Here is a 16,946-nt window from a genome sequence, read left to right as displayed (position 1 = left end):
GTCGGGCGTCAGATGCGGACGCGGGTGAGTCGGTTGATGAGGATGAAGCCGAGGGCGTACAGGCCGGCGGCGGCGAGCACGGCGATCCGGCCGCCGAGCGCGCTGGTCATGTCGTCGAGTGCGCCGTCCCGCATGCCGTTGATGACGAGCAGGAACCCGAGACCGAGCACCGGGACGGCCACCGCGGTCACCTTGACCTGGGAGAGCAGGGTGGTGACCTCGCGCCGGGTCTCCTTGCGTTCCTCCAGGGTCTCGGTGAGGTTGCGCAGTGAGGTGACGATGGTGCCGCCCGCCCGGTTGGAGAGGATCAGGGTGGAGACGAGCACGGTCAGTTCGCGTGAGGGGAGTCGTTCGACGAGGTCCCCCAGGGCGTCGTCGAGGGAGCGGCCGAGGGCCAGTTGGTCGGCGACGCGGCGCAGTTCCTCGCGGGCCGGGTCGTCGAGTTCCTCCACCGCCATGCCGATGGCGGTGCGCAGGGCGAGTCCGGCCTGGGTGGCGTTGGCGAGGACGCGGGTGAGTTCGGGCAGCTGGCTGATGAACGCCTCGGTGCGTTTGGCGCGCTGCCAGTTGAGGAAACCTTGTGCTCCCCACAGCCCGATCAGTACGGCGAGCAGGCCGAAGAAGGGGGCGAAGACCGACCCGACGACGAAGTACAGGGCAAGCAGGGCGGCGGTGACGTAGACGGCGTACTCGCCCGGAGTCAGGTCGAGCCCGGTCGCGGAGAGGGACCGTTCGATGCGCCGGCCGGGGCGGGTACGCCGCAGCCGGCGGTCGAGCCGCGCGAAGCGGCGCCGGCGGCCGCTCTCGAGAGCGAGCGGGCCCGTCTGTGACATGCGGTCCACGAGTGCCTGGTGCTGTGCCTGCCCGGCCGACCAGGCGCGTACGCCGAGGACGGCGAGTACGCAGCCGAGGAGCGTGACGCCGAGAGTGAGGAGCGGGAGGTTCATCGCGGCTGGTGGCCTTCCGGTGCGTGGCCCGTCCAGGGGTCCGCGTGCGGCAGGTGGCTTCCCGACGGCGCGGGCCCCGGTCGCGACTCCGGCCCCACGCGCGGCCCCGGCCCCATGCGCGGCTCCGGCACCGGGCTCAGGCCCGGCGGTACCCGGGTCGAGAGCTCCAGTGGCGTGTCGCCGACTCCGAAGGCCGGCGGGATCCCCTCGCCCGCCATGTAGAGGCGTTCCGCGACCCGCCGCGGCAGCGGAAAGTACCGGAAACGGCCGTGTACGCGTCCGTCGCCGGCCGGTGGCTCCGCGTCGAAGCGGCAGACGGTCACGAAGCGGTAGTCCTCACGGCCGTACGAGTCGACGACGGCGATCTCCGTGATCTTGCGCGCCCCGTCGGCGTGCCGGGTCAGCTGGACGATGATGTCGACGGCGCTGTTGATCTGGTCGTGGATGGCCACGAACGGCAGCTCGACCTCGCTCATGGAGCTGAGGGTCTGGAGCCGCATGAGCGCGTCCTCCGCGCTGTTGGCGTGGACGGTGGCGAGTGAGCCGTCGTGGCCGGTCGACATGGCCTGGAGCATGTCGAGGGTCTCCCCGCCGCGGACCTCGCCGACGATGATGCGGTCGGGGCGCATGCGCAGGGAGTTGCGTACGAGGTCGCGGATGGTGATCCGTCCCTTGCCCTCGACGTTGGCGGGGCGGGACTCGAGGGTGATCACATGGGTCTGCTGGAGCCGCAGCTCGGCCGAGTCCTCGATGGTGACGATGCGTTCGCCGTCCGGGATCAGGCCGGAGAGGGCGTTGAGGAGGGTGGTCTTCCCGGTGCCGGTGGCACCGGACACGATCACGTTGAACTTGGCGCGCACCAGTCCCGCCAGGAGCATCAGGATGTGCTCGTCGAGCGAGCCGAGGCCGATCATCTCCTGGAGGGTGTAGGCGCGGGGGAAGCGGCGGATGGTGAGGACGGGACCGGTCAGGGAGAGCGGCGGGATGATGACGTTGACGCGCTCGCCGGTGGGCAGCCGGGCGTCGACCATCGGGTTCGCCTCGTCGACCCGGCGGTTGACGGTGGAGACGATGCGTTCGATGGTCTGCATCAGCTGATCGGTGGACGAGAACCGCAGCGGCAGCTGTTCCAGTCGGCCGCCGCGCTCGACGAAGACCTGCTCGGGGCCGTTCACCATGATCTCGCTGATGGACGCGTCCTCGAGGAGCGGTTCGAGAATGCCGAGGCCCAGCGCCTCGTCGACGACGCGTCGGATGAGGTGCGAGCGTTCGCCGCCGGACAGGACGGGGCCCTCGCGGCTGATGATGTGGCCGAGTACGCGCTCCAGCCGTTCGCGCCGTTCGGCGGCGGCGAGGGTCGACATCTCGGCCAGGTCGATCTCTTCGAGAAGTTTGGCGCGGTAGACGCCGACGAGCCGGCTCTCCTCGCTCTGGCCGTTCGCCGGGGCGGGGCCGTCGATGCGCTGGATACGGGCTCGCAGGCTCATCGTGTCGACTCCTCGTCGAGGGGCATCGTGGCGCTCTTGGTGACGGTGCCGAAGCTGACGCCGGGGACGACCTGCGGGATGACGACGGTGACGTCGGCGGTCACCGCGTCACCGCCCTCGCGGGTCACCACGTCGGCCTCCAGCCAGGAGCTGAGGGCCTGTTGCCCGGCGCTCACCCCGCTCGTGGTCGCGTCGGCCCGGGAGGCCACCCGCGCGGCCGCGCGGGCCGCGGTGCCGGCCTGCTGGGCCGCGTAGACGGCGAGACCGACCTGGACCGCGATCGTCATGACGAAGAGGAGCAGGAACAGCCAGCCGCCGTACTCGATCGCGCTCTGGCCGCGGTCGCCGCGTATCGCGCACCTGCGCGAGACCCGTGTCGTACGCGAGGTGCACGCCGTAGGCGCGAGTCGTGCCGCACGCGGGGCGCGCGCCGTACCCGAGGCGCGTGCCAGCCGCGACACGCGCGCCGTACCCGAGGCGCGCGCCGTCCGCGAGACGCGAGCCGTCCGCAGGGCGCCTGCCTCGGCCACGTCGCCGCCCGTCGCACGCGTCCGCGACACGCGTCCGTCCGCCCGCACACGGGATCTCATGGCGCGTCCCTCCGTTCGGTCGACGCGCCCGCCCGCCCGGTGACCGTGACGGGGAGGTTTACCCCGGGGAACAGCAGCGGCACGTCCAGGGCGACCTCGGCCTTGTAGAGGTCCCCGTCCTCCGCGCACGTCACGGCCGCCGACCAGCCCCCCGTGACGTCCTCCCGGGCGGCCCGCGCGCACGCCGCCGCGCCGCCGCCGTCGGCGCGCGCCCCTGCGGCCACGGCCTTGTCGGCCGCGTTCCCGGCCAGCACGAAGGTGTAGCCGACCAGTGCCGACTGCCACAGCACCGCCAGGGTCACCAGGATGATCGGCACCATGCCGGTGAACTCGATCACCGACTGGCCGCCATCCCCGAACGCCCGGCGGGTCATTTCGCGCGCCCGTGCCGTCGTCCGCCGCCGAAGAGGCCGCTCTGCTTCGTGTCCGGCCGGCCGTCCTTCACCAGCCCGAGTTCGCCCGCGAGGGCCCACATGGCCTGCTTGACGGTCGATTTGGCCTCCAGGTCCTGCATCCGGCCGGCGTCGACGGCGCCCTGGAGCTCACGGAAGTTCGCGGGGATCGCCGAACGCGCCACCCGCGTGGCGGTGATCTTCGAGACGAGCGGGGGCTGGATCTCGCTGCCGCGCCTGTGGCGGTTGACGACCGTGACGGTCTCCTCCGCCTTGCGGATCTGGAGCCGGTCCCAGAGCCTCACCATCCGCTTGGTGGCCCGTACGGTCACCACGTCCGGCGTGGTGAGCAGCAGCGTCGTGTCGGCCATTTCGATGGCGGCGGCGTTGGCGGTGTCCACGTGGGTGCCGCAGTCGACGACGACGGTCTCGTACCGCTGTCGCAGGGCACCGAGGGTCTGCCGTACGAGCCGGTCGCTGACTTCCTCCGCCCGTTCGCCCTCCGCCGGGGCGAGGAGCAACGCGACGCCCGACTCGTGGTTGAAGACCGCGTCGGCCAGTACGCGGGCGCCGATGTCCTGGATGGCGGCCAGGTCCACGATGGAACGCCGGAACTGGACGTCCAGGTAGGAGGCTACGTCGCCACCCTGGAGGTCGAGGTCGACGAGGGCGACGGAGCGGCCGGAGGCCGCCGACGCCAGGGCGAGCTGGATCGCCGTGACCGTCGTGCCGACACCGCCCTTGGCGCCGCTGACGGTGACGACGGTGCCGCCGAAGCCGGCTTCGGGTCCGTGACCGAGGTGCCGGCGTACGCCCGCCGCCCAGCCGGCCGCGGCCTGCACGCGCTGCGCGAGTTCCTCGTACGTCAGAGGCAGGGCGACGAGGCCGCGGGCGCCGGAGTCCATGGCCGCCGAGTAGAGGCCGGGGCTGGTGTCGGCGGTGACGAGCACGACGCCGACGGCCGGGAAGCGCAGCGCGACGTCCCTGATCAGCTCGAGCGCGGGCAGTGGCCCGATCCGCTCGTGGACCAGGACGACCTCGGGCAGTTCGTCGAGCGATTCGGCGGCGAGCCTCGCCAGTGTGTCGACGAGTGCGGTGGAGTCGCCGACCGGTGCGGCCGGTTCGGCGTCGGGGAGCCGGCCGAGCAGGCTGCCGACGGACCGGGCGGCGTCGGGGTCGCCGACGGCGGGGAGGATACGCGTCGTCATCCGGCCCTCACTTGTTCTTGTCTTCGGAGAGGTCGTAGCTGCCGTCGCCGGGCCGGAGGGTGGTGGTGCTCCCGTCGGGCAGCAGGGCGAGGCGCACATGCTCGGCGAAGGACTCGGCGTAGGCGACGCGCTGGGCGTCGGCGGTGTCCAGGGCGAAGGTGATGGGCACGGCCTCCCGTGGGCCGTTGGCGCGGTCGCCGCTCCGGCGGTCGAGGGCGGTGAGTTCGCCGACGTCGATGACCTTGGCGTTGGCGACGATGAGCCGGGACTGGTCGGTGCCCGAGTCGTTCTGCGCGGCGAAGGTGGCGAAGATGTTGACCAGGTTGCCGGGGCGGATCTTTCCGGCCACGCCGGTCGCCGCGTCGATCATGATGGCGATCTCCTGCTGGCCGTCCTCCAGCTGCGGCTTCCGCACGATCATGTCGCTCTGGAGCAGCGATCCGCTGCGCAGGCGGGTGACGGCGATCTTCCCGCGCAGCACGTCGAGGTCGGTCACCGCGCTGTCGGACAGCCAGCGTTCGGGTATGGAGACCCTCTCGAACTGGTCGGGACCGAGCGGTGTGTACGGGGCTATGTCCGTCTTGACGCGGTACGCGGTGGTCTCCGGTCCGACCTTGGAGTTCACATCGGCGATCACGGTGAGCACACCGGCGAACGCGGCGATGCCGCAGACGACCGAGAGCAGAATGAGGAGAACGCCGCGGCGCTGCCGTGAATTCATGGGTGGGGCGACCTCGTTCGGTGGCGTGGGACGGATCGAGTGGGGCGGGTCGAGCGGGACGGTTCGAGCGGAACGGATGGAGCGGGGACGGATGGAGCGGGGACGGTCCGCGAGCCGGGTGGAGAGGGACGGGCCCGCCGGACGAGGCCCGGCCGGTCAGGGCCCGGCGGTCAGGGCTCTGGGCGCCCCCGTGCGGCTCGCGGGAGCGGTGAGGGGCGCGAAGCAGAAGCCGCAGCGGTCACCGATCAGTTGGATGCCGCACCATGTGCACACCTCTCGCCGTACGGAAGAGACCAGTTGGTACAGGACGGAGACGTCCGGGAGGAAGGCGGCGAACTCGATCAGCCGGGCCGTGCCCCACCAGCGGGCCGAGTCGGCGGGCAGCGGCGCCTCGTGGGTGTGGCGGACGTGCCAGGCGGGTGCGAGGGTGCCGGTGACCCACTCGGACTGCAGCTGCCCGCGTGCGAGGACCAGCTGGGTGGCGTACTCGGGGCCGGCGAGTTCGCCGCCGCCGATCCTGATCAGCTGGGGGCGTGGATGGGCCAGTACGCCGAACTGGGAGCCGGGCATCCACGACTTGGCGTGGGTTCTCAGGCTCACGGGTATCCGGTCGAGCCGGGCGACGGAGCCGAGCAGGGCGCCGGCGTGGATGTAGTGGGAGAGCAGCCGCGCGGCGGAGGCGACGATTCCGGCGCTGAAGTCGCAGATCGACAGCTGTCGCAGCTGCCGGGCCAGTACGGCGACCCCGAGTGGCGGCAGATCGAGCTTGAGAAGGGCGACGCGGTCGCTCTCGAGCACGGCGCGGACGGTGTGCAGCCGGCGCTCGTGGGCGGTGGGGAGCGAGGCGGGGTAGAGCGCGACGACATAGCCGTGCTGTTCGAGGAGCACGCTCATGTCGGCGACCGCGGCGTCGAGCGGCTGGTCCTCCGGGGCGTGGAGCAGGGCCGCTGAAGGTGTCTGGTGATCGGTGGGCGGTAGCACCAGGTCTGCGCTGGTGACTGCTATTGCGGTCGGCACGCTGTTCCCCGTTCAGCTCCGGACACCGGGGTTTCCGGCGGCCGCAGTTCCCTATGCTCCGTGCTCCTGCTGCTCCGTGTCCGCTACTCCGTGTTTCTGCATGAGCACTCTAGCGACGAGGGCCCGGGCAGAGAACACCGGACAGGGGACCAATCACTGCCAGAGGTCTTGACAACCCTATTGGTCTGGACCAGCTTTACGCCGAACGGTGGCCACCGTACGAAGCCCCCCGCCCCACCCCCCAACTCCCCCACCGGAGGCCGCAAGTGGACCGCACCACACGCTCACGGAGATGGCTCGGCGCCGGTCTGGCGCTCGCCGTCGGTACCGGACTCACCCTCATGGGCACGGCAGGGACCGCACAGGCGGCCGACGTCAATGTCGCCAAGAACGCCGGTTTCGAGTCGGGTCTCGCCAACTGGACCTGCTCCGGCGGCAGCGGCGCCACGGCCTCCTCCCCCGTACGCAGCGGGGCGTCCGCCCTCAAGGCCACGCCCGCCGGTCAGGACAACGCCAAGTGCTCCCAGACCGTGGCGGTGAAACCGAACTCGACGTACGCACTGAGCGCATGGGTCCAGGGCAGTTACGTCTACCTGGGCGCGAGCGGGACCGGGACGACCGACGTGTCCACCTGGACGCCCGGCGGCAGCAGCTGGACGAAGCTCGCCACCTCGTTCACCACCGGCTCTAACACCACCTCGGTGACCGTCTACCTGCACGGCTGGTACGGGCAGGCCGCCTACTACGCCGACGACGTGAGCGTCTTCGGCCCCGACGGCGGTGGCGGCACCGATCCGGATCCGGTGGTCCCGGCAGCGCCCGGCGCACCCTCCGTGGGCGCCGTGACGTCCTCCTCCGTGGCCCTGAGCTGGGGCGCGGTCTCGGGCGCGACCGGCTACAACGTCTACCGTGACGGCACCAAGGTCCAGTCGGCCTCCGGCACCTCGGCGACAGTGACGGGCCTGACGGCCGACACCTCGTACCGGTTCCAGGTCACCGCCACGAACGCCGCCGGCGAGTCGGCGAAGTCGGCGGCCGTCACCGGCCGTACGAGCGGTAGCGGCGACCCGGACCCGAACCCGTCGGTGCCCAGGCACGCGCTGACCGGCTACTGGCAGAACTTCGACAACGGCGCCACCGTGCAGAAGCTGCGCGACGTGCAGTCGCAGTACGACATCATCGCCGTGTCGTTCGCCGACTCGACGGCCACGCCGGGCCAGATCGTCTTCAACCTCGACCCGGCCGTGGGATACGCCTCCGTCGCCGACTTCAAGGCCGACATCGCCGCGAAGAAGGCCGCCGGCAAGTCCGTGATCATCTCGGTGGGCGGCGAGAAGGGCAACGTCACCATCAACAGTGACGCGTCCGCCACGGCCTTCGCGAACAGCGCCTACGCGCTGATGCAGGAGTACGGCTTCAGCGGTGTCGACATCGACCTGGAGCACGGCATCGACTCGACGTACCTGACGAAGGCGCTGCGCCAGCTGTCGCAGAAGGCCGGCTCCTCGCTGGTGCTGACGATGGCGCCGCAGACCATCGACATGCAGAACACGGGCACGGAGTACTTCAAGACGGCGCTGGCCGTGAAGGACATCCTCACCGTCGTCAACATGCAGTATTACAACAGCGGATCGATGCTCGGCTGCGACGGCAAGGTCTACTCGCAGGGTTCGGTCGACTTCCTGACCGCGCTCGCCTGCATCCAGCTGGAAGGCGGCCTCGCCCCCTCCCAGGTCGGCATCGGCGTCCCCGCATCCACCCGCGGCGCGGGCAGCGGCTACGTCAGCCCGACCATCGTGACCAACGCCCTCGACTGCCTGACCCGGGGCACGAACTGCGGCTCCTTCAAGCCCTCGAAGACCTACCCGGGCCTGCGGGGCGCGATGACCTGGTCCACCAACTGGGACGCGACGGCCGGCAACGCCTGGTCCAACGCGGTCGGCCCGCACGTCCACAACCTGCCGTAACCCCCGCACATTCCCCGACCCCCTGGCCGGGCCTCTGCCGCCGCTCCCCCGCCGGCGAAGGCCCGGCCGTGGGCTGTGCCCGTCCGGCCCTACCAGGGCAGTTCGCGCACCTGCTGCACGCACAGCACGACGAAGAGCAGTCCCGCCGCCGCCAGCATCACGTTGCTCAGGGCGCCGTTGCGCCACTCGGCCGGGGTGCGGGAGGAGTTGAGCAGCCAGAGCAGGGTGGCCGCGAGGAACGGCATGAAGAACGCTCCGAGCACGCCGTAGGCGATGACCAGCCCGAACGGCCGGTCCAGGAAGAGCAGCGCCATCGGCGGGAACGTCAGCCAGAGCAGGTACGCACGGAACGGCAGCGAATGCTCCTTCTGGCCGGCCGCCACCTCCTCGACCGTGCCCTCGTCGGCCGGCACGCCCTTGCGGTCGCGCTGCAGCCGCTCGACGAAGTCGGCGAACATCAGGCTCACGCCGTGCCACACGCCGATCAGCGACGAGAACGACGTGGCGAAGAAGCCGATCAGGAACAGTTTGGCGGTCGTCGCCCCGTACTTGTCCTCGAGGACCCCGCCGAGGTCGATCAGCCCCCTGTCGCCCTTGTTGAGGGCGACGCCGGAGGCGTGCAGCAGCTCGGCGCCGACGATCAGCATCGCGACGACGAAGACGCCGGTGGTGATGTAGGCGACGCGGTTGTCGAGGCGCATGACCTTCATCCAGCCGGTGTTGGTCCAGCCCTTGGCGTTCACCCAGTAGCCGTACGCCGCCATGGTGATGGTGCCGCCGACGCCGCCGATGAGGCCCAGTGTGTACAGCAGTGACCCGTCCGGCAGCACCGGTACGAGACCCGCGAAGGACGCGCCGATGTCGGGGCTGACGCGGATCGCGACGTACACGACGACCACGAACATCACACCGACGAGCACCGTCATGACCTTCTCGAAGACGGCGTACCGGTTGAACCAGACGAAGACCAGGCCGATCAGGCCGGTGACGACGGCCCAGACCTTGAGGTCCGGCCCGTCGGGCCAGAGCGCCACGATCGGCAGGGCGCTGGAGGACATGGCGGTGGCGCCGTAGACGAATCCCCAGACGACCACGTAGATCGCGAAGTAGACGCCCGTCCACCTGCCGAGGGAGCGCCAGCCCTCGAAGAGGGTCCGCCCGGTCGCCAGATGCCATCGTCCGCACGCCTCGGCGAGCGAGATCTTGACGATGCAGCCGATGACCGCGGCCCACATCAGGGTGTATCCGAACTTGCTGCCCGCGATGAGGGTCGCGACCAGGTCTCCGGCCCCGACACCGGTCGCCGCGACGACGATCCCGGGCCCGATGTACTTCCAACTCGACTTGCGCGGTACGGAGAGCGCCTCGTCCGCGCTGTGTTCGGTCGTGCCTGCCATGGCGTTTCCGCCTTCCCACTCGTCCCGGGTGTGACGGGTGTCACCAAAGCGGTGCGCGGGTGATCGCGCAAGGGGTGTGTCCATTGCATCGGCCCCGGACCGATTGACCAAACATCCCCTTGACCCGTCCATGTCATGCCACGACGATGTGCACGAACACGCCCCATCCGCACGTCGCTACTGGAACACCCCCCACAACTCCCCACCCAGGAGACAGCATGCGACTTCGCATCCGGGCGAACCGCGGGAAGGCCGCCACCCTCGCGGCCGTCCTCGCGCTCGCCGTGGCGGCGCCCATCAGCGCCAGCGCCTCACCCCCCGCCGACCGGCCGCCTCCGGCCGCGACCGAGGAACGGCAGCAGACCAGGCAGTACCTGATCCACGGACCCGACACGGCCGCCGACCGGACCGCCATCGCCCGTACCGGTGTGTCGATCGACGAGGCCGACGACCACACCGTCGTCGTCAGCGCCGACGCCGCGCAGGCCGAGCGGCTGCGCGCCCTCGGGCACACGCTCGAGGCGCTGCCCGCACCGCCGCAGCACAGGGCGGCGGCGGACGTGAAGCCGTTCGACTTCCCGTCGGCCGACTCCCGCTACCACAACTACGCCGAGATGACGGCGGAGATCAACCAGCGCGTGGCGCAGCACCCGGAGATCATGAGCAAGCGCGTCATCGGCAAGAGCTACCAGGGCCGCGACATCGTCGCCGTCAAGATCAGCGACAACGTGGCGGCCGACGAGAACGAGCCCGAGGTCCTCTTCACCCACCACCAGCACGCCCGCGAACACCTCACCGTCGAGATGGCGCTGTACCTGCTGCGCGAGTTCGGCGAGGACTACGGCAGCGACACGCGGATCACGAACGCCGTCAACGGACGCGAGATCTGGATCGTCCCGGACCTCAACCCGGACGGCGGCGAGTACGACATCGCCACCGGCAACTACCGCAGCTGGCGCAAGAACCGGCAGCCCAACTCCGGCTCCTCGTACGTGGGCACGGACATGAACCGCAACTGGGACTACAAGTGGGGCTGCTGCGGCGGCTCCTCGGGCTCGCCCGGCTCCGAGACCTACCGCGGCCGGGCCGCCGAGTCCGCGCCCGAGGTGAAGGTCGTCGCCGACTTCGTCCGCAGCCGGGTCGTCGGCGGGAAGCAGCAGATCGCCACGGGCATCGACTTCCACACCTACAGCGAGCTGGTGCTCTGGCCGTACGGCTGGACGTACTCGGACACGGCGCCCGGCATGACCCAGGACGACCGGGACGCCTTCGCCGCCGTCGGGCGGAAGATGGGCGCCAGCAACGGATACACGGCCGAGCAGTCGAGCGACCTCTACATCACCGACGGGTCGATCGACGACTGGCTGTGGGGAGACCAGCGGATCTTCGGCTACACCTTCGAGATGTACCCGTCGGGCTGGGGCGGCGGCGGTTTCTACCCGCCCGACGAGGTGATCGAGCGCGAGACCAGCCGCAACCGCGACGCGGTGCTCCAACTGCTGGAGAACTCCGACTGCATGTACCGGTCCATCGGCAAGGAGCAGCAGTACTGCTCCTGACCTGAGGCCCGCCCGGTCCTGCCCGGACGGGTGCGGGTGAGCGGCGGGCCCATGGGGCCCGCCGCCAATCTTTCCAAAAGCGTCACAAGGGCTGCGCACGGCCTACGGGACCGGCCGTTAGCGTGGCTCGCCGACCGGACCCAGCACGCACTCGTGAAAGGGCGCCGACGTCAGGGCCCTCCCGGCGGCGCAGTCAGCACAGGAAGAAGAACATGGACTACTGCTCCACCTGCCGTCGGCACCTCAACGGGGCCCTGGTGTGCCCTGGCTGCGGCGCGTACGCACCGGACATAGCCCCGTCGCCCGTGCTGTCCGCAGGGGCGACCACCCCGGCGGAGGAGCCGTACGGCATCGCGGAGGCACCGGCCGTCCCGCCGGCCGGCCCCCCGCACAGCGTGCCCGCCGGCCAGAACGCCCAGGGCCGGGCGGCCCGGCGGCGGCAACTGGCCCGCTGGAAAAAGAACAAGCGACGGGCGGCCGCCGGTACGGCGATCGCGCTCGTCGGCGGCGCGCTCACGGTGGCCGCCCTGCCGTCGGAGTCCGGCAAGGACCAGGCGCACGCGGCCGCGGCACCGGACACGACGGTCCCGGACGCCGCCGTGTCGCACCGGGCCGCCATGTCGTCGACGCAGCAGCCGCTGGAGCGCGCGTCGCGGGCGCCGCAGCCGCCCGCGCCGGCCGCGACGACGCCGGCCGTCCCACGGCAGCGGACCGCGACCGCCCCCACGGCCCCGGCATCGAACCCGGTCCGTACGGTGCGCACGGTGTCGGAGGTGCCACAGGCCCCGGAGGCCCCCGTCGCGCAACCCACCACGACGGCGCCGGCCGCACCCGCCGAGCAGCCGCCCGCCACCTCCGCCCCGGCGGCCGACGAGCCGCAGGCACCCCCGGCACAGACGGCGAGCACCTCGCCCACGGAGGTCTGCCTTCTCGTCCTCTGCCTCGGCTGACCGCACCCGGCCGGAGCGCGGTTCGTCACACTCCCGTGCCCGGCCGGTAGTAGTGGAGCACCTGCGCCAGCTGCGCGGCCCGCTCCCGGAGCCGTGCCTGGCGCCTCGCGCCGACGCGGCACTCGTAGAACATGCCGTTCCGGTGCGTGACGCCGACCAGTAGGCAGAGCCCGCGGACGGTGTGGTGGACGGCCTGGATGTCGTGCCAGGTGAAGTCGGTGACGACGTCCCGCTGGTCGAAGGAGATCCCGGTGGCGTCGACCAGAACGGCGTGGTGCACATCGGCGGCCACGAACTCGGGCATGACGGGCGCCTGCTGATACGGCCCGGCAGGACCGGCAGTCGGGTACATCGGCGCGGGCCCGGCGGGCGGGTACGGCCCGGCGGGCGGGTACGGCGGATACGCGGACGCGGGTGCCCCCGGCGCGTACGCCGGAGGGCCTGCGGGCGGGGGCGGCGGATACGGGGACCCAGGCGGAGCCGACCACTGCTGCGGGACGGTCTCGTGAGGCCGGTCCGGGTCCACCCCCGGCAGCAAGGCGGCCATCGACCGGCGGAGTTCGTCCTCCGACCGGGCTGCGTAGAGCGGCAGCATCACCGGACTGGACCCGAACTGCCAGACGGCGCCGGTGCGTTTCACCACGAGGTCCGGTCCGTTGCCGTAGGTCACCGCGGACGTGTCGCCGGCGAGAGCCGCGTCGGGCTGGCTGTCGACCGAGTAGGCGTACCCGAGATCCGTGATCCGCCGTTCGGCATACCGCGGGCCGTACTTGCCCCGGACCCAGTCACGCACATGTTCGTATGTCGGCACACGCCGACTCTAGAGGCGCGGGGGAGAGGCCCGCCCAGCCCCTCCCCCGTACTCCGCCCGCTACACGACCAGGCTCAGCGCCGCGGCCACCACGAAGCCGGCGACCGAGAGCACCGACTCGAGGACCGTCCACGACTTGAGCGTGTCGCGTTCCGAGATTCCGAAGTACTTGGCGACGATCCAGAATCCGCCGTCGTTGACGTGCGAGGCGAAGATCGAGCCGGCCGAGATGGCCATGATGACCAGTGCGAGGAACGCCTGCGAGTGACCGGCGTTCTCGACGAGCGGCAGCACGATGCCGGCCGTGGTGACGATCGCGACCGTCGCCGAGCCCTGGGCGACGCGCAGCACCAGGGAGATCAGGTACGCGAGGACGACGACCGGCAGTCCGACGTCGTTGAAGGTGTCGGACAGCGCCTGTGCGACACCGCTCGCCTTGAGGACCGCGCCGAAGACGCCGCCGGCGCCGACGACGAGCAGGATGTTGCCGACCGGCTTCAGGGACTGGGTCGACACCGACTCGAGAGACTTGCGCGACCAGCCGCGCCGGATGCCCAGCAGCCAGTACGCCATGACCAGCGCGATCGTCAGGGCGACGAACGGGTTGCCGAAGAACTCGACGACCGAGCGCAGCGTCGACTCGTCCAGCGCGATGGAGGAGAACGTCGCGGCGAGTATCAGGATTAGCGGCGTACCGATGATGGTGAGGACGGTACCGAGCGCGACCGGCGCCTCCTGGGGCTGCCTGCCCGCGGCCGCCTGCTCGGCGGCGACGGCGGCCTTGGCGTCCTGGGCGGCCTCCAGCATGTCCTGCGGGACCTCGACGAACAGCCGCTTGCCGATCCAGGCGGCGTATCCCCAGGCGGCGACGACGGCGGGAAGGCCGACGAGGATGCCCATCAGGATGACCCAGCCGAGCGAGACGTCGAACAGACCGGCGGCGGCGACCGGGCCGGGGTGCGGCGGCAGGAAGGCGTGCGTCATGGACAGACCGGCCAGCAGCGGCATCGCGTAGAGGATGATCGACTTGCCGGAGCGCTTGGCCGCCGCGTAGACGATCGGCGCGAGGACGAAGATGCCGACGTCGAAGAAGACCGGGATACCGAAGATCAGGCCGGTGAGGCCCATGGCGAGCGGGGCGCGCTTCTCTCCGAACAGCCCCAGCAGCCGGGAGGACAGGACCTCCGCTCCGCCGCTGACCTCGAGGATCGCGCCCAGCATGGTGCCCAGGCCGATGATGATGGCGACATGGCCGAGGATGCCGCCCATGCCGGACTCGATGACGGAGACGACCGCCGACTTCTGCACCGTTCCGAAGAGTTCGGTGACGGACAGCCCGGCGGCGAGTCCGACGGCTATGGACACCGCGAGCAGCGCGACGAACGGCTGGAGCCGGACCTTGATGATGAGGACGAGGAGCAGGGCGATACCGAGGGCGGCGACGGTCAGCAGACCGACGGTGCCGTCGATGAGCGTGAGCAGTCCTCCCGTGTGGGGAGTGGGTGGTGGGGGCGCGTCAGCGGCGAGGAACATGGGGGAGCATCCGTTTCAGGCGGTTTCGCGGTTCCGGGCAAGGGGGATCGCGGCACGGCGCCTGGGGAAGGAGCGCCGTGCCGTGCAACTGCCGGTACAGAGGGATCAGTCCAGGACTGCCAGGGCGTCGATCTCGATGAGCAGTCCGGCCGGGAGGCCGACGTAGACGGTCGTACGGGCGGCGGGGGCCACCGTCAGGCCGGCGAAGTACTCGTTGTAGATCTCGTTCATCTCGGCGAAGTGGGCCGTGTCCGTGAGGTAGACGCGGATCATCATCACGTCGTCCCAGCTCGCGCCGCCCTCCTCGAGGATCGCCTTGACGTTGGCGAAGGTCTGGAGGGTCTGTTCGCGCAGGGTCGGGCCGGCCGGCGTGGGCGCCTGGCCCTCCACTGCGGGGAGGAAGCCGACCTGTCCGGCGACCTGGAGGATGTTGCCCTTGCGGACACCGTGGGAGAACCGGGCGGGCGGAGCGGTGTGGGTGCTCGGGGTGAGGGCTGTCTTCTCGGTCATGGGCGTGCTTCCTGTCGGGGTGTCTGTCCTGAGTACTCCCGGGTGATGGCGTCGGCGGTGCGGCGCACCAGCGGGAGGAGGGTGAGGAGTTCGTCGGCCGTGACGACGACGTTCGGTGCGGACACCGACATGGCGGCGACGACCCGGCCGTCCGCGCCGCGGATGGGGGCCGCGACGCAGTTGATGGACTCCTCGTGGCCACCCAGGTCGGTGGCCCAGCCCTGTTCGCGCACGGTCGCCAGCTCCTTGAGGAAGGCGGCGGCGTTCGGGATCGAACGGGACGTGTACATGGGGAAGTCGAGCTTCTCGGCGACGGCGCGCCGCTCCGCCTCCGGCAGGTCGGCCAGCAGCAGCTTCGCCACGGCCGCGACGGTGATCGCGACGGGCTTGCCGATACGGGAGTACATCCGTACCGGGTAGCGGCTCTCGACCTTGTCGATGTAGAGGACCTCGCTCTCCTCGTACACGGCGAGATGGACGGTGTGCCCGATCTGCTCGTTGAGGGCGACGAGATGGGGGTGGGCGATCTCGCGTACGTCGAGGTTCTCGACGGCCTCCTGCGCCAGCGCGAACAGCCGGGCGCCGAGGCGGTAGCGCTGGTCCTGCTGGCGGTAGACGAGACCGTGCTCGTGGAGTGTGCGCAGCAGCCGCAGCGCGGTGGACTTGTGGACTCCGAGGCGGTCGGCGACCTGTCCGAGGTCGGCCGGGCCTTCCGCGAGCAGCGGAAGGATGCTCAGTGCGCGGTCGACGGTCTGGCTCATGGCGTACGTACCTCCTGATCGTCCCCGTTCCCTGTCCACCCGGGGCCGAGGTGCAGTCTCCCCCAGGCGTCGTCGTCCAGGGCGACGAGCCGGTCGGCGTGCGCGGCGGCGGGCGGCGGCGCCAGGTCCCCCGGGACGGTGAGGGCTGCGGCCGCCCACAGGTGCCCGTGCCGAAGCCGCTCCCGCCCGCCGAGTCCGCGCAGTGTCGCGGCCAGGAACCCGGCGGCGAAGGCGTCACCGGCGCCGACGGGGGCGGTGACGGTGACACGGGGCGCGGGGGCGCGGGCGACGGCGTCGCCGGTGCCGGTGGTGCTGGTGCTGGTGGTGGTGGTGGTGGTGGTGAACGACACCGCCCCCGCCGCGCCGCGCTTCACGACCAGCACAGCCGGTTCCGGCAGCGCCTCGCGGACGGCGTCCGGGCCCCGCAGGCCCCACGCCTCCTCCGCCTCGTCCTCGCCGACGAACACGACGTCCGCCCCCCGGGCCAGGTCCAGCAGGACCCGGGCCGCTGCCGGGTCGCGCCACAGCCCGGGGCGGTGGTTCACGTCGAACGAGACCAGCGGGCGGTCCTCGCGCCGGGCCGTGAGGTCGCGCATCAGGGCGAGGCAGTCCGGCGACAGGGCGGCCGTGATGCCCGAGACGTGCAGCACCCGGCCCGACCACAGGGCGTCGTACGGCACGATCGCGGGGGACATCGCCGACGCCGCCGAACCGGCGCGGTAGTAGACGACCTCGTGCGCGTCCGTCGCACGGTCGGTCGCCGTGCGGAAGTAGACACCCGTCGGGCGCGACGGGTCACGCGCCACCGCCGACGTGTCCACCCCGTACGCGCCGATGGCCTCCACCAGGTACTCACCGAAACCGTCCGCGCCGACCCGGCCCACCCAGCGGGTGCGATGGCCGGCGGCCGCGAGCGCGCAGGCCACGTTGGTCTCCGCGCCGCCGATGCCGCGCAGATACGACGGCACGTCGGCCAGGCGCCCCGCCCGGGTGGGCAGGAACGTGACCATGGACTCGCCGAGGCAGACGACGTCCACGGGTCCGTGCACGCTCGCGGTCATGATCGCGGGGGCTCCTCGCTGGTCGGTCGCCGGGC

16 protein-coding genes are annotated in these 16,946 nt (G+C 71.2%); 3 read left to right on the top strand and 13 right to left on the bottom strand.

The window, feature by feature from the left end; genetic code table 11:
• Window positions 1–8: 8 nt before the first annotated feature.
• From OGH68_RS23490 to OGH68_RS23460, 7 genes are all read right to left on the bottom strand, one after another.
• A complete protein-coding gene (locus tag OGH68_RS23490; RefSeq protein ID WP_264246942.1) occupies window positions 9–947 on the bottom strand; it encodes a type II secretion system F family protein in 939 nt (312 codons plus the stop codon).
• Window positions 944–2,434 (bottom strand): CpaF family protein, encoded by a 1,491-nt coding sequence (locus tag OGH68_RS23485; RefSeq protein WP_264246941.1) that lies wholly within the window; start codon window positions 2,432–2,434, stop codon window positions 944–946. The genes OGH68_RS23490 and OGH68_RS23485 overlap by 4 nt, the downstream gene beginning before the upstream one ends.
• Window positions 2,431–3,024, bottom strand: a complete 594-nt coding sequence (locus tag OGH68_RS23480; RefSeq protein ID WP_264246940.1) for a TadE/TadG family type IV pilus assembly protein — start codon at window positions 3,022–3,024, stop codon at window positions 2,431–2,433. Before OGH68_RS23480 ends, OGH68_RS23485 begins: the two co-directional genes overlap by 4 nt.
• Window positions 3,021–3,398, bottom strand: a complete 378-nt coding sequence (locus OGH68_RS23475; protein ID WP_264246939.1) for a pilus assembly protein — start codon at window positions 3,396–3,398, stop codon at window positions 3,021–3,023. Before OGH68_RS23475 ends, OGH68_RS23480 begins: the two co-directional genes overlap by 4 nt.
• Window positions 3,395–4,624 (bottom strand): AAA family ATPase, encoded by a 1,230-nt coding sequence (locus OGH68_RS23470; RefSeq protein WP_264246938.1) that lies wholly within the window; start codon window positions 4,622–4,624, stop codon window positions 3,395–3,397. Before OGH68_RS23470 ends, OGH68_RS23475 begins: the two co-directional genes overlap by 4 nt.
• Window positions 4,625–4,631: 7 nt before the next feature.
• A complete protein-coding gene (cpaB, locus tag OGH68_RS23465; RefSeq protein WP_264246937.1) occupies window positions 4,632–5,345 on the bottom strand; it encodes a Flp pilus assembly protein CpaB in 714 nt (237 codons plus the stop codon).
• Window positions 5,346–5,501: 156 nt separating this feature from the next.
• Entirely contained in the window at window positions 5,502–6,362 is an 861-nt protein-coding gene (locus tag OGH68_RS23460; RefSeq protein WP_264246936.1) for a hypothetical protein, read from the bottom strand.
• Window positions 6,363–6,628: 266 nt separating this feature from the next.
• On the opposite strand from OGH68_RS23460, the gene OGH68_RS23455 reads away from it, so the two are divergent.
• Window positions 6,629–8,329, top strand: coding sequence for a chitinase (locus tag OGH68_RS23455; protein WP_264246935.1), 1,701 nt, complete (start codon window positions 6,629–6,631; stop codon window positions 8,327–8,329).
• Window positions 8,330–8,418: 89 nt separating this feature from the next.
• Here the strand turns inward: OGH68_RS23455 and OGH68_RS23450 are convergent, their stop codons facing one another.
• Window positions 8,419–9,726 (bottom strand): Nramp family divalent metal transporter, encoded by a 1,308-nt coding sequence (locus tag OGH68_RS23450; RefSeq protein WP_264246934.1) that lies wholly within the window; start codon window positions 9,724–9,726, stop codon window positions 8,419–8,421.
• 218 nt (window positions 9,727–9,944) lie between these two features.
• Here OGH68_RS23450 and OGH68_RS23445 point away from each other — a divergent pair, with 218 nt between their 5' ends.
• Both OGH68_RS23445 and OGH68_RS23440 read left to right on the top strand, forming a co-directional pair.
• A complete protein-coding gene (locus tag OGH68_RS23445; RefSeq protein ID WP_264246933.1) occupies window positions 9,945–11,285 on the top strand; it encodes a M14 family metallopeptidase in 1,341 nt (446 codons plus the stop codon).
• A gap of 212 nt (window positions 11,286–11,497) precedes the next feature.
• On the top strand, window positions 11,498–12,235 hold the full coding sequence (locus OGH68_RS23440; RefSeq protein WP_264246932.1) for a hypothetical protein: 738 nt from the start codon (window positions 11,498–11,500) through the stop codon (window positions 12,233–12,235).
• A 25-nt stretch (window positions 12,236–12,260) separates the two neighbouring features.
• On the opposite strand, the gene OGH68_RS23435 is transcribed toward OGH68_RS23440, so the two are convergent.
• The 5 genes from OGH68_RS23435 to OGH68_RS23415 all read right to left on the bottom strand — a co-directional run bounded on the left by OGH68_RS23435 (window position 12,261) and on the right by OGH68_RS23415 (window position 16,911).
• Entirely contained in the window at window positions 12,261–13,046 is a 786-nt protein-coding gene (locus OGH68_RS23435; RefSeq protein ID WP_264246931.1) for a hypothetical protein, read from the bottom strand.
• 60 nt (window positions 13,047–13,106) lie between these two features.
• Complete coding sequence (locus OGH68_RS23430) at window positions 13,107–14,579, bottom strand: GntP family permease (protein WP_264246930.1); 1,473 nt, start codon at window positions 14,577–14,579, stop codon at window positions 13,107–13,109.
• Between the two features lie 105 nt (window positions 14,580–14,684).
• Window positions 14,685–15,089, bottom strand: a complete 405-nt coding sequence (locus tag OGH68_RS23425; RefSeq protein WP_264246929.1) for a RidA family protein — start codon at window positions 15,087–15,089, stop codon at window positions 14,685–14,687.
• Window positions 15,086–15,850 carry an IclR family transcriptional regulator gene (locus OGH68_RS23420; RefSeq protein ID WP_264246928.1) on the bottom strand — a complete coding sequence of 255 codons (765 nt, stop codon included), beginning with the start codon at window positions 15,848–15,850 and terminating at the stop codon, window positions 15,086–15,088. The genes OGH68_RS23425 and OGH68_RS23420 overlap by 4 nt, the downstream gene beginning before the upstream one ends.
• Window positions 15,847–16,911: a sugar kinase gene (locus OGH68_RS23415; protein WP_264246927.1), complete on the bottom strand. Its 1,065-nt coding sequence runs from the start codon at window positions 16,909–16,911 to the stop codon at window positions 15,847–15,849. The genes OGH68_RS23420 and OGH68_RS23415 overlap by 4 nt, the downstream gene beginning before the upstream one ends.
• Between the last annotated feature and the right edge of the window lie 35 nt (window positions 16,912–16,946).

The organism is Streptomyces peucetius (assembly GCF_025854275.1).
GTDB classification, from domain to species: Bacteria; Actinomycetota; Actinomycetes; order Streptomycetales; family Streptomycetaceae; genus Streptomyces; species Streptomyces peucetius_A.
The sequence above is the reverse complement of the archived record's forward strand: the minus strand, read 5'-3'. Positions and strand labels throughout refer to the sequence as shown.

Coding starts and splice junctions, on each gene's coding strand:
- OGH68_RS23415 (WP_264246927.1), bottom strand. CDS start 16,911: ATGACCGCGAGCGTGCACGGACCCGTGGACGTCGTCTGCCTCGGCGAG.
- OGH68_RS23475 (WP_264246939.1), bottom strand. CDS start 3,398: ATGACCCGCCGGGCGTTCGGGGATGGCGGCCAGTCGGTGATCGAGTTC.
- OGH68_RS23450 (WP_264246934.1), bottom strand. CDS start 9,726: ATGGCAGGCACGACCGAACACAGCGCGGACGAGGCGCTCTCCGTACCG.
- OGH68_RS23485 (WP_264246941.1), bottom strand. CDS start 2,434: ATGAGCCTGCGAGCCCGTATCCAGCGCATCGACGGCCCCGCCCCGGCG.
- cpaB (WP_264246937.1), bottom strand. CDS start 5,345: ATGAATTCACGGCAGCGCCGCGGCGTTCTCCTCATTCTGCTCTCGGTC.
- OGH68_RS23430 (WP_264246930.1), bottom strand. CDS start 14,579: ATGTTCCTCGCCGCTGACGCGCCCCCACCACCCACTCCCCACACGGGA.
- OGH68_RS23445 (WP_264246933.1), top strand. CDS start 9,945: ATGCGACTTCGCATCCGGGCGAACCGCGGGAAGGCCGCCACCCTCGCG.
- OGH68_RS23490 (WP_264246942.1), bottom strand. CDS start 947: ATGAACCTCCCGCTCCTCACTCTCGGCGTCACGCTCCTCGGCTGCGTA.
- OGH68_RS23440 (WP_264246932.1), top strand. CDS start 11,498: ATGGACTACTGCTCCACCTGCCGTCGGCACCTCAACGGGGCCCTGGTG.
- OGH68_RS23480 (WP_264246940.1), bottom strand. CDS start 3,024: ATGAGATCCCGTGTGCGGGCGGACGGACGCGTGTCGCGGACGCGTGCG.
- OGH68_RS23470 (WP_264246938.1), bottom strand. CDS start 4,624: ATGACGACGCGTATCCTCCCCGCCGTCGGCGACCCCGACGCCGCCCGG.
- OGH68_RS23420 (WP_264246928.1), bottom strand. CDS start 15,850: ATGAGCCAGACCGTCGACCGCGCACTGAGCATCCTTCCGCTGCTCGCG.
- OGH68_RS23425 (WP_264246929.1), bottom strand. CDS start 15,089: ATGACCGAGAAGACAGCCCTCACCCCGAGCACCCACACCGCTCCGCCC.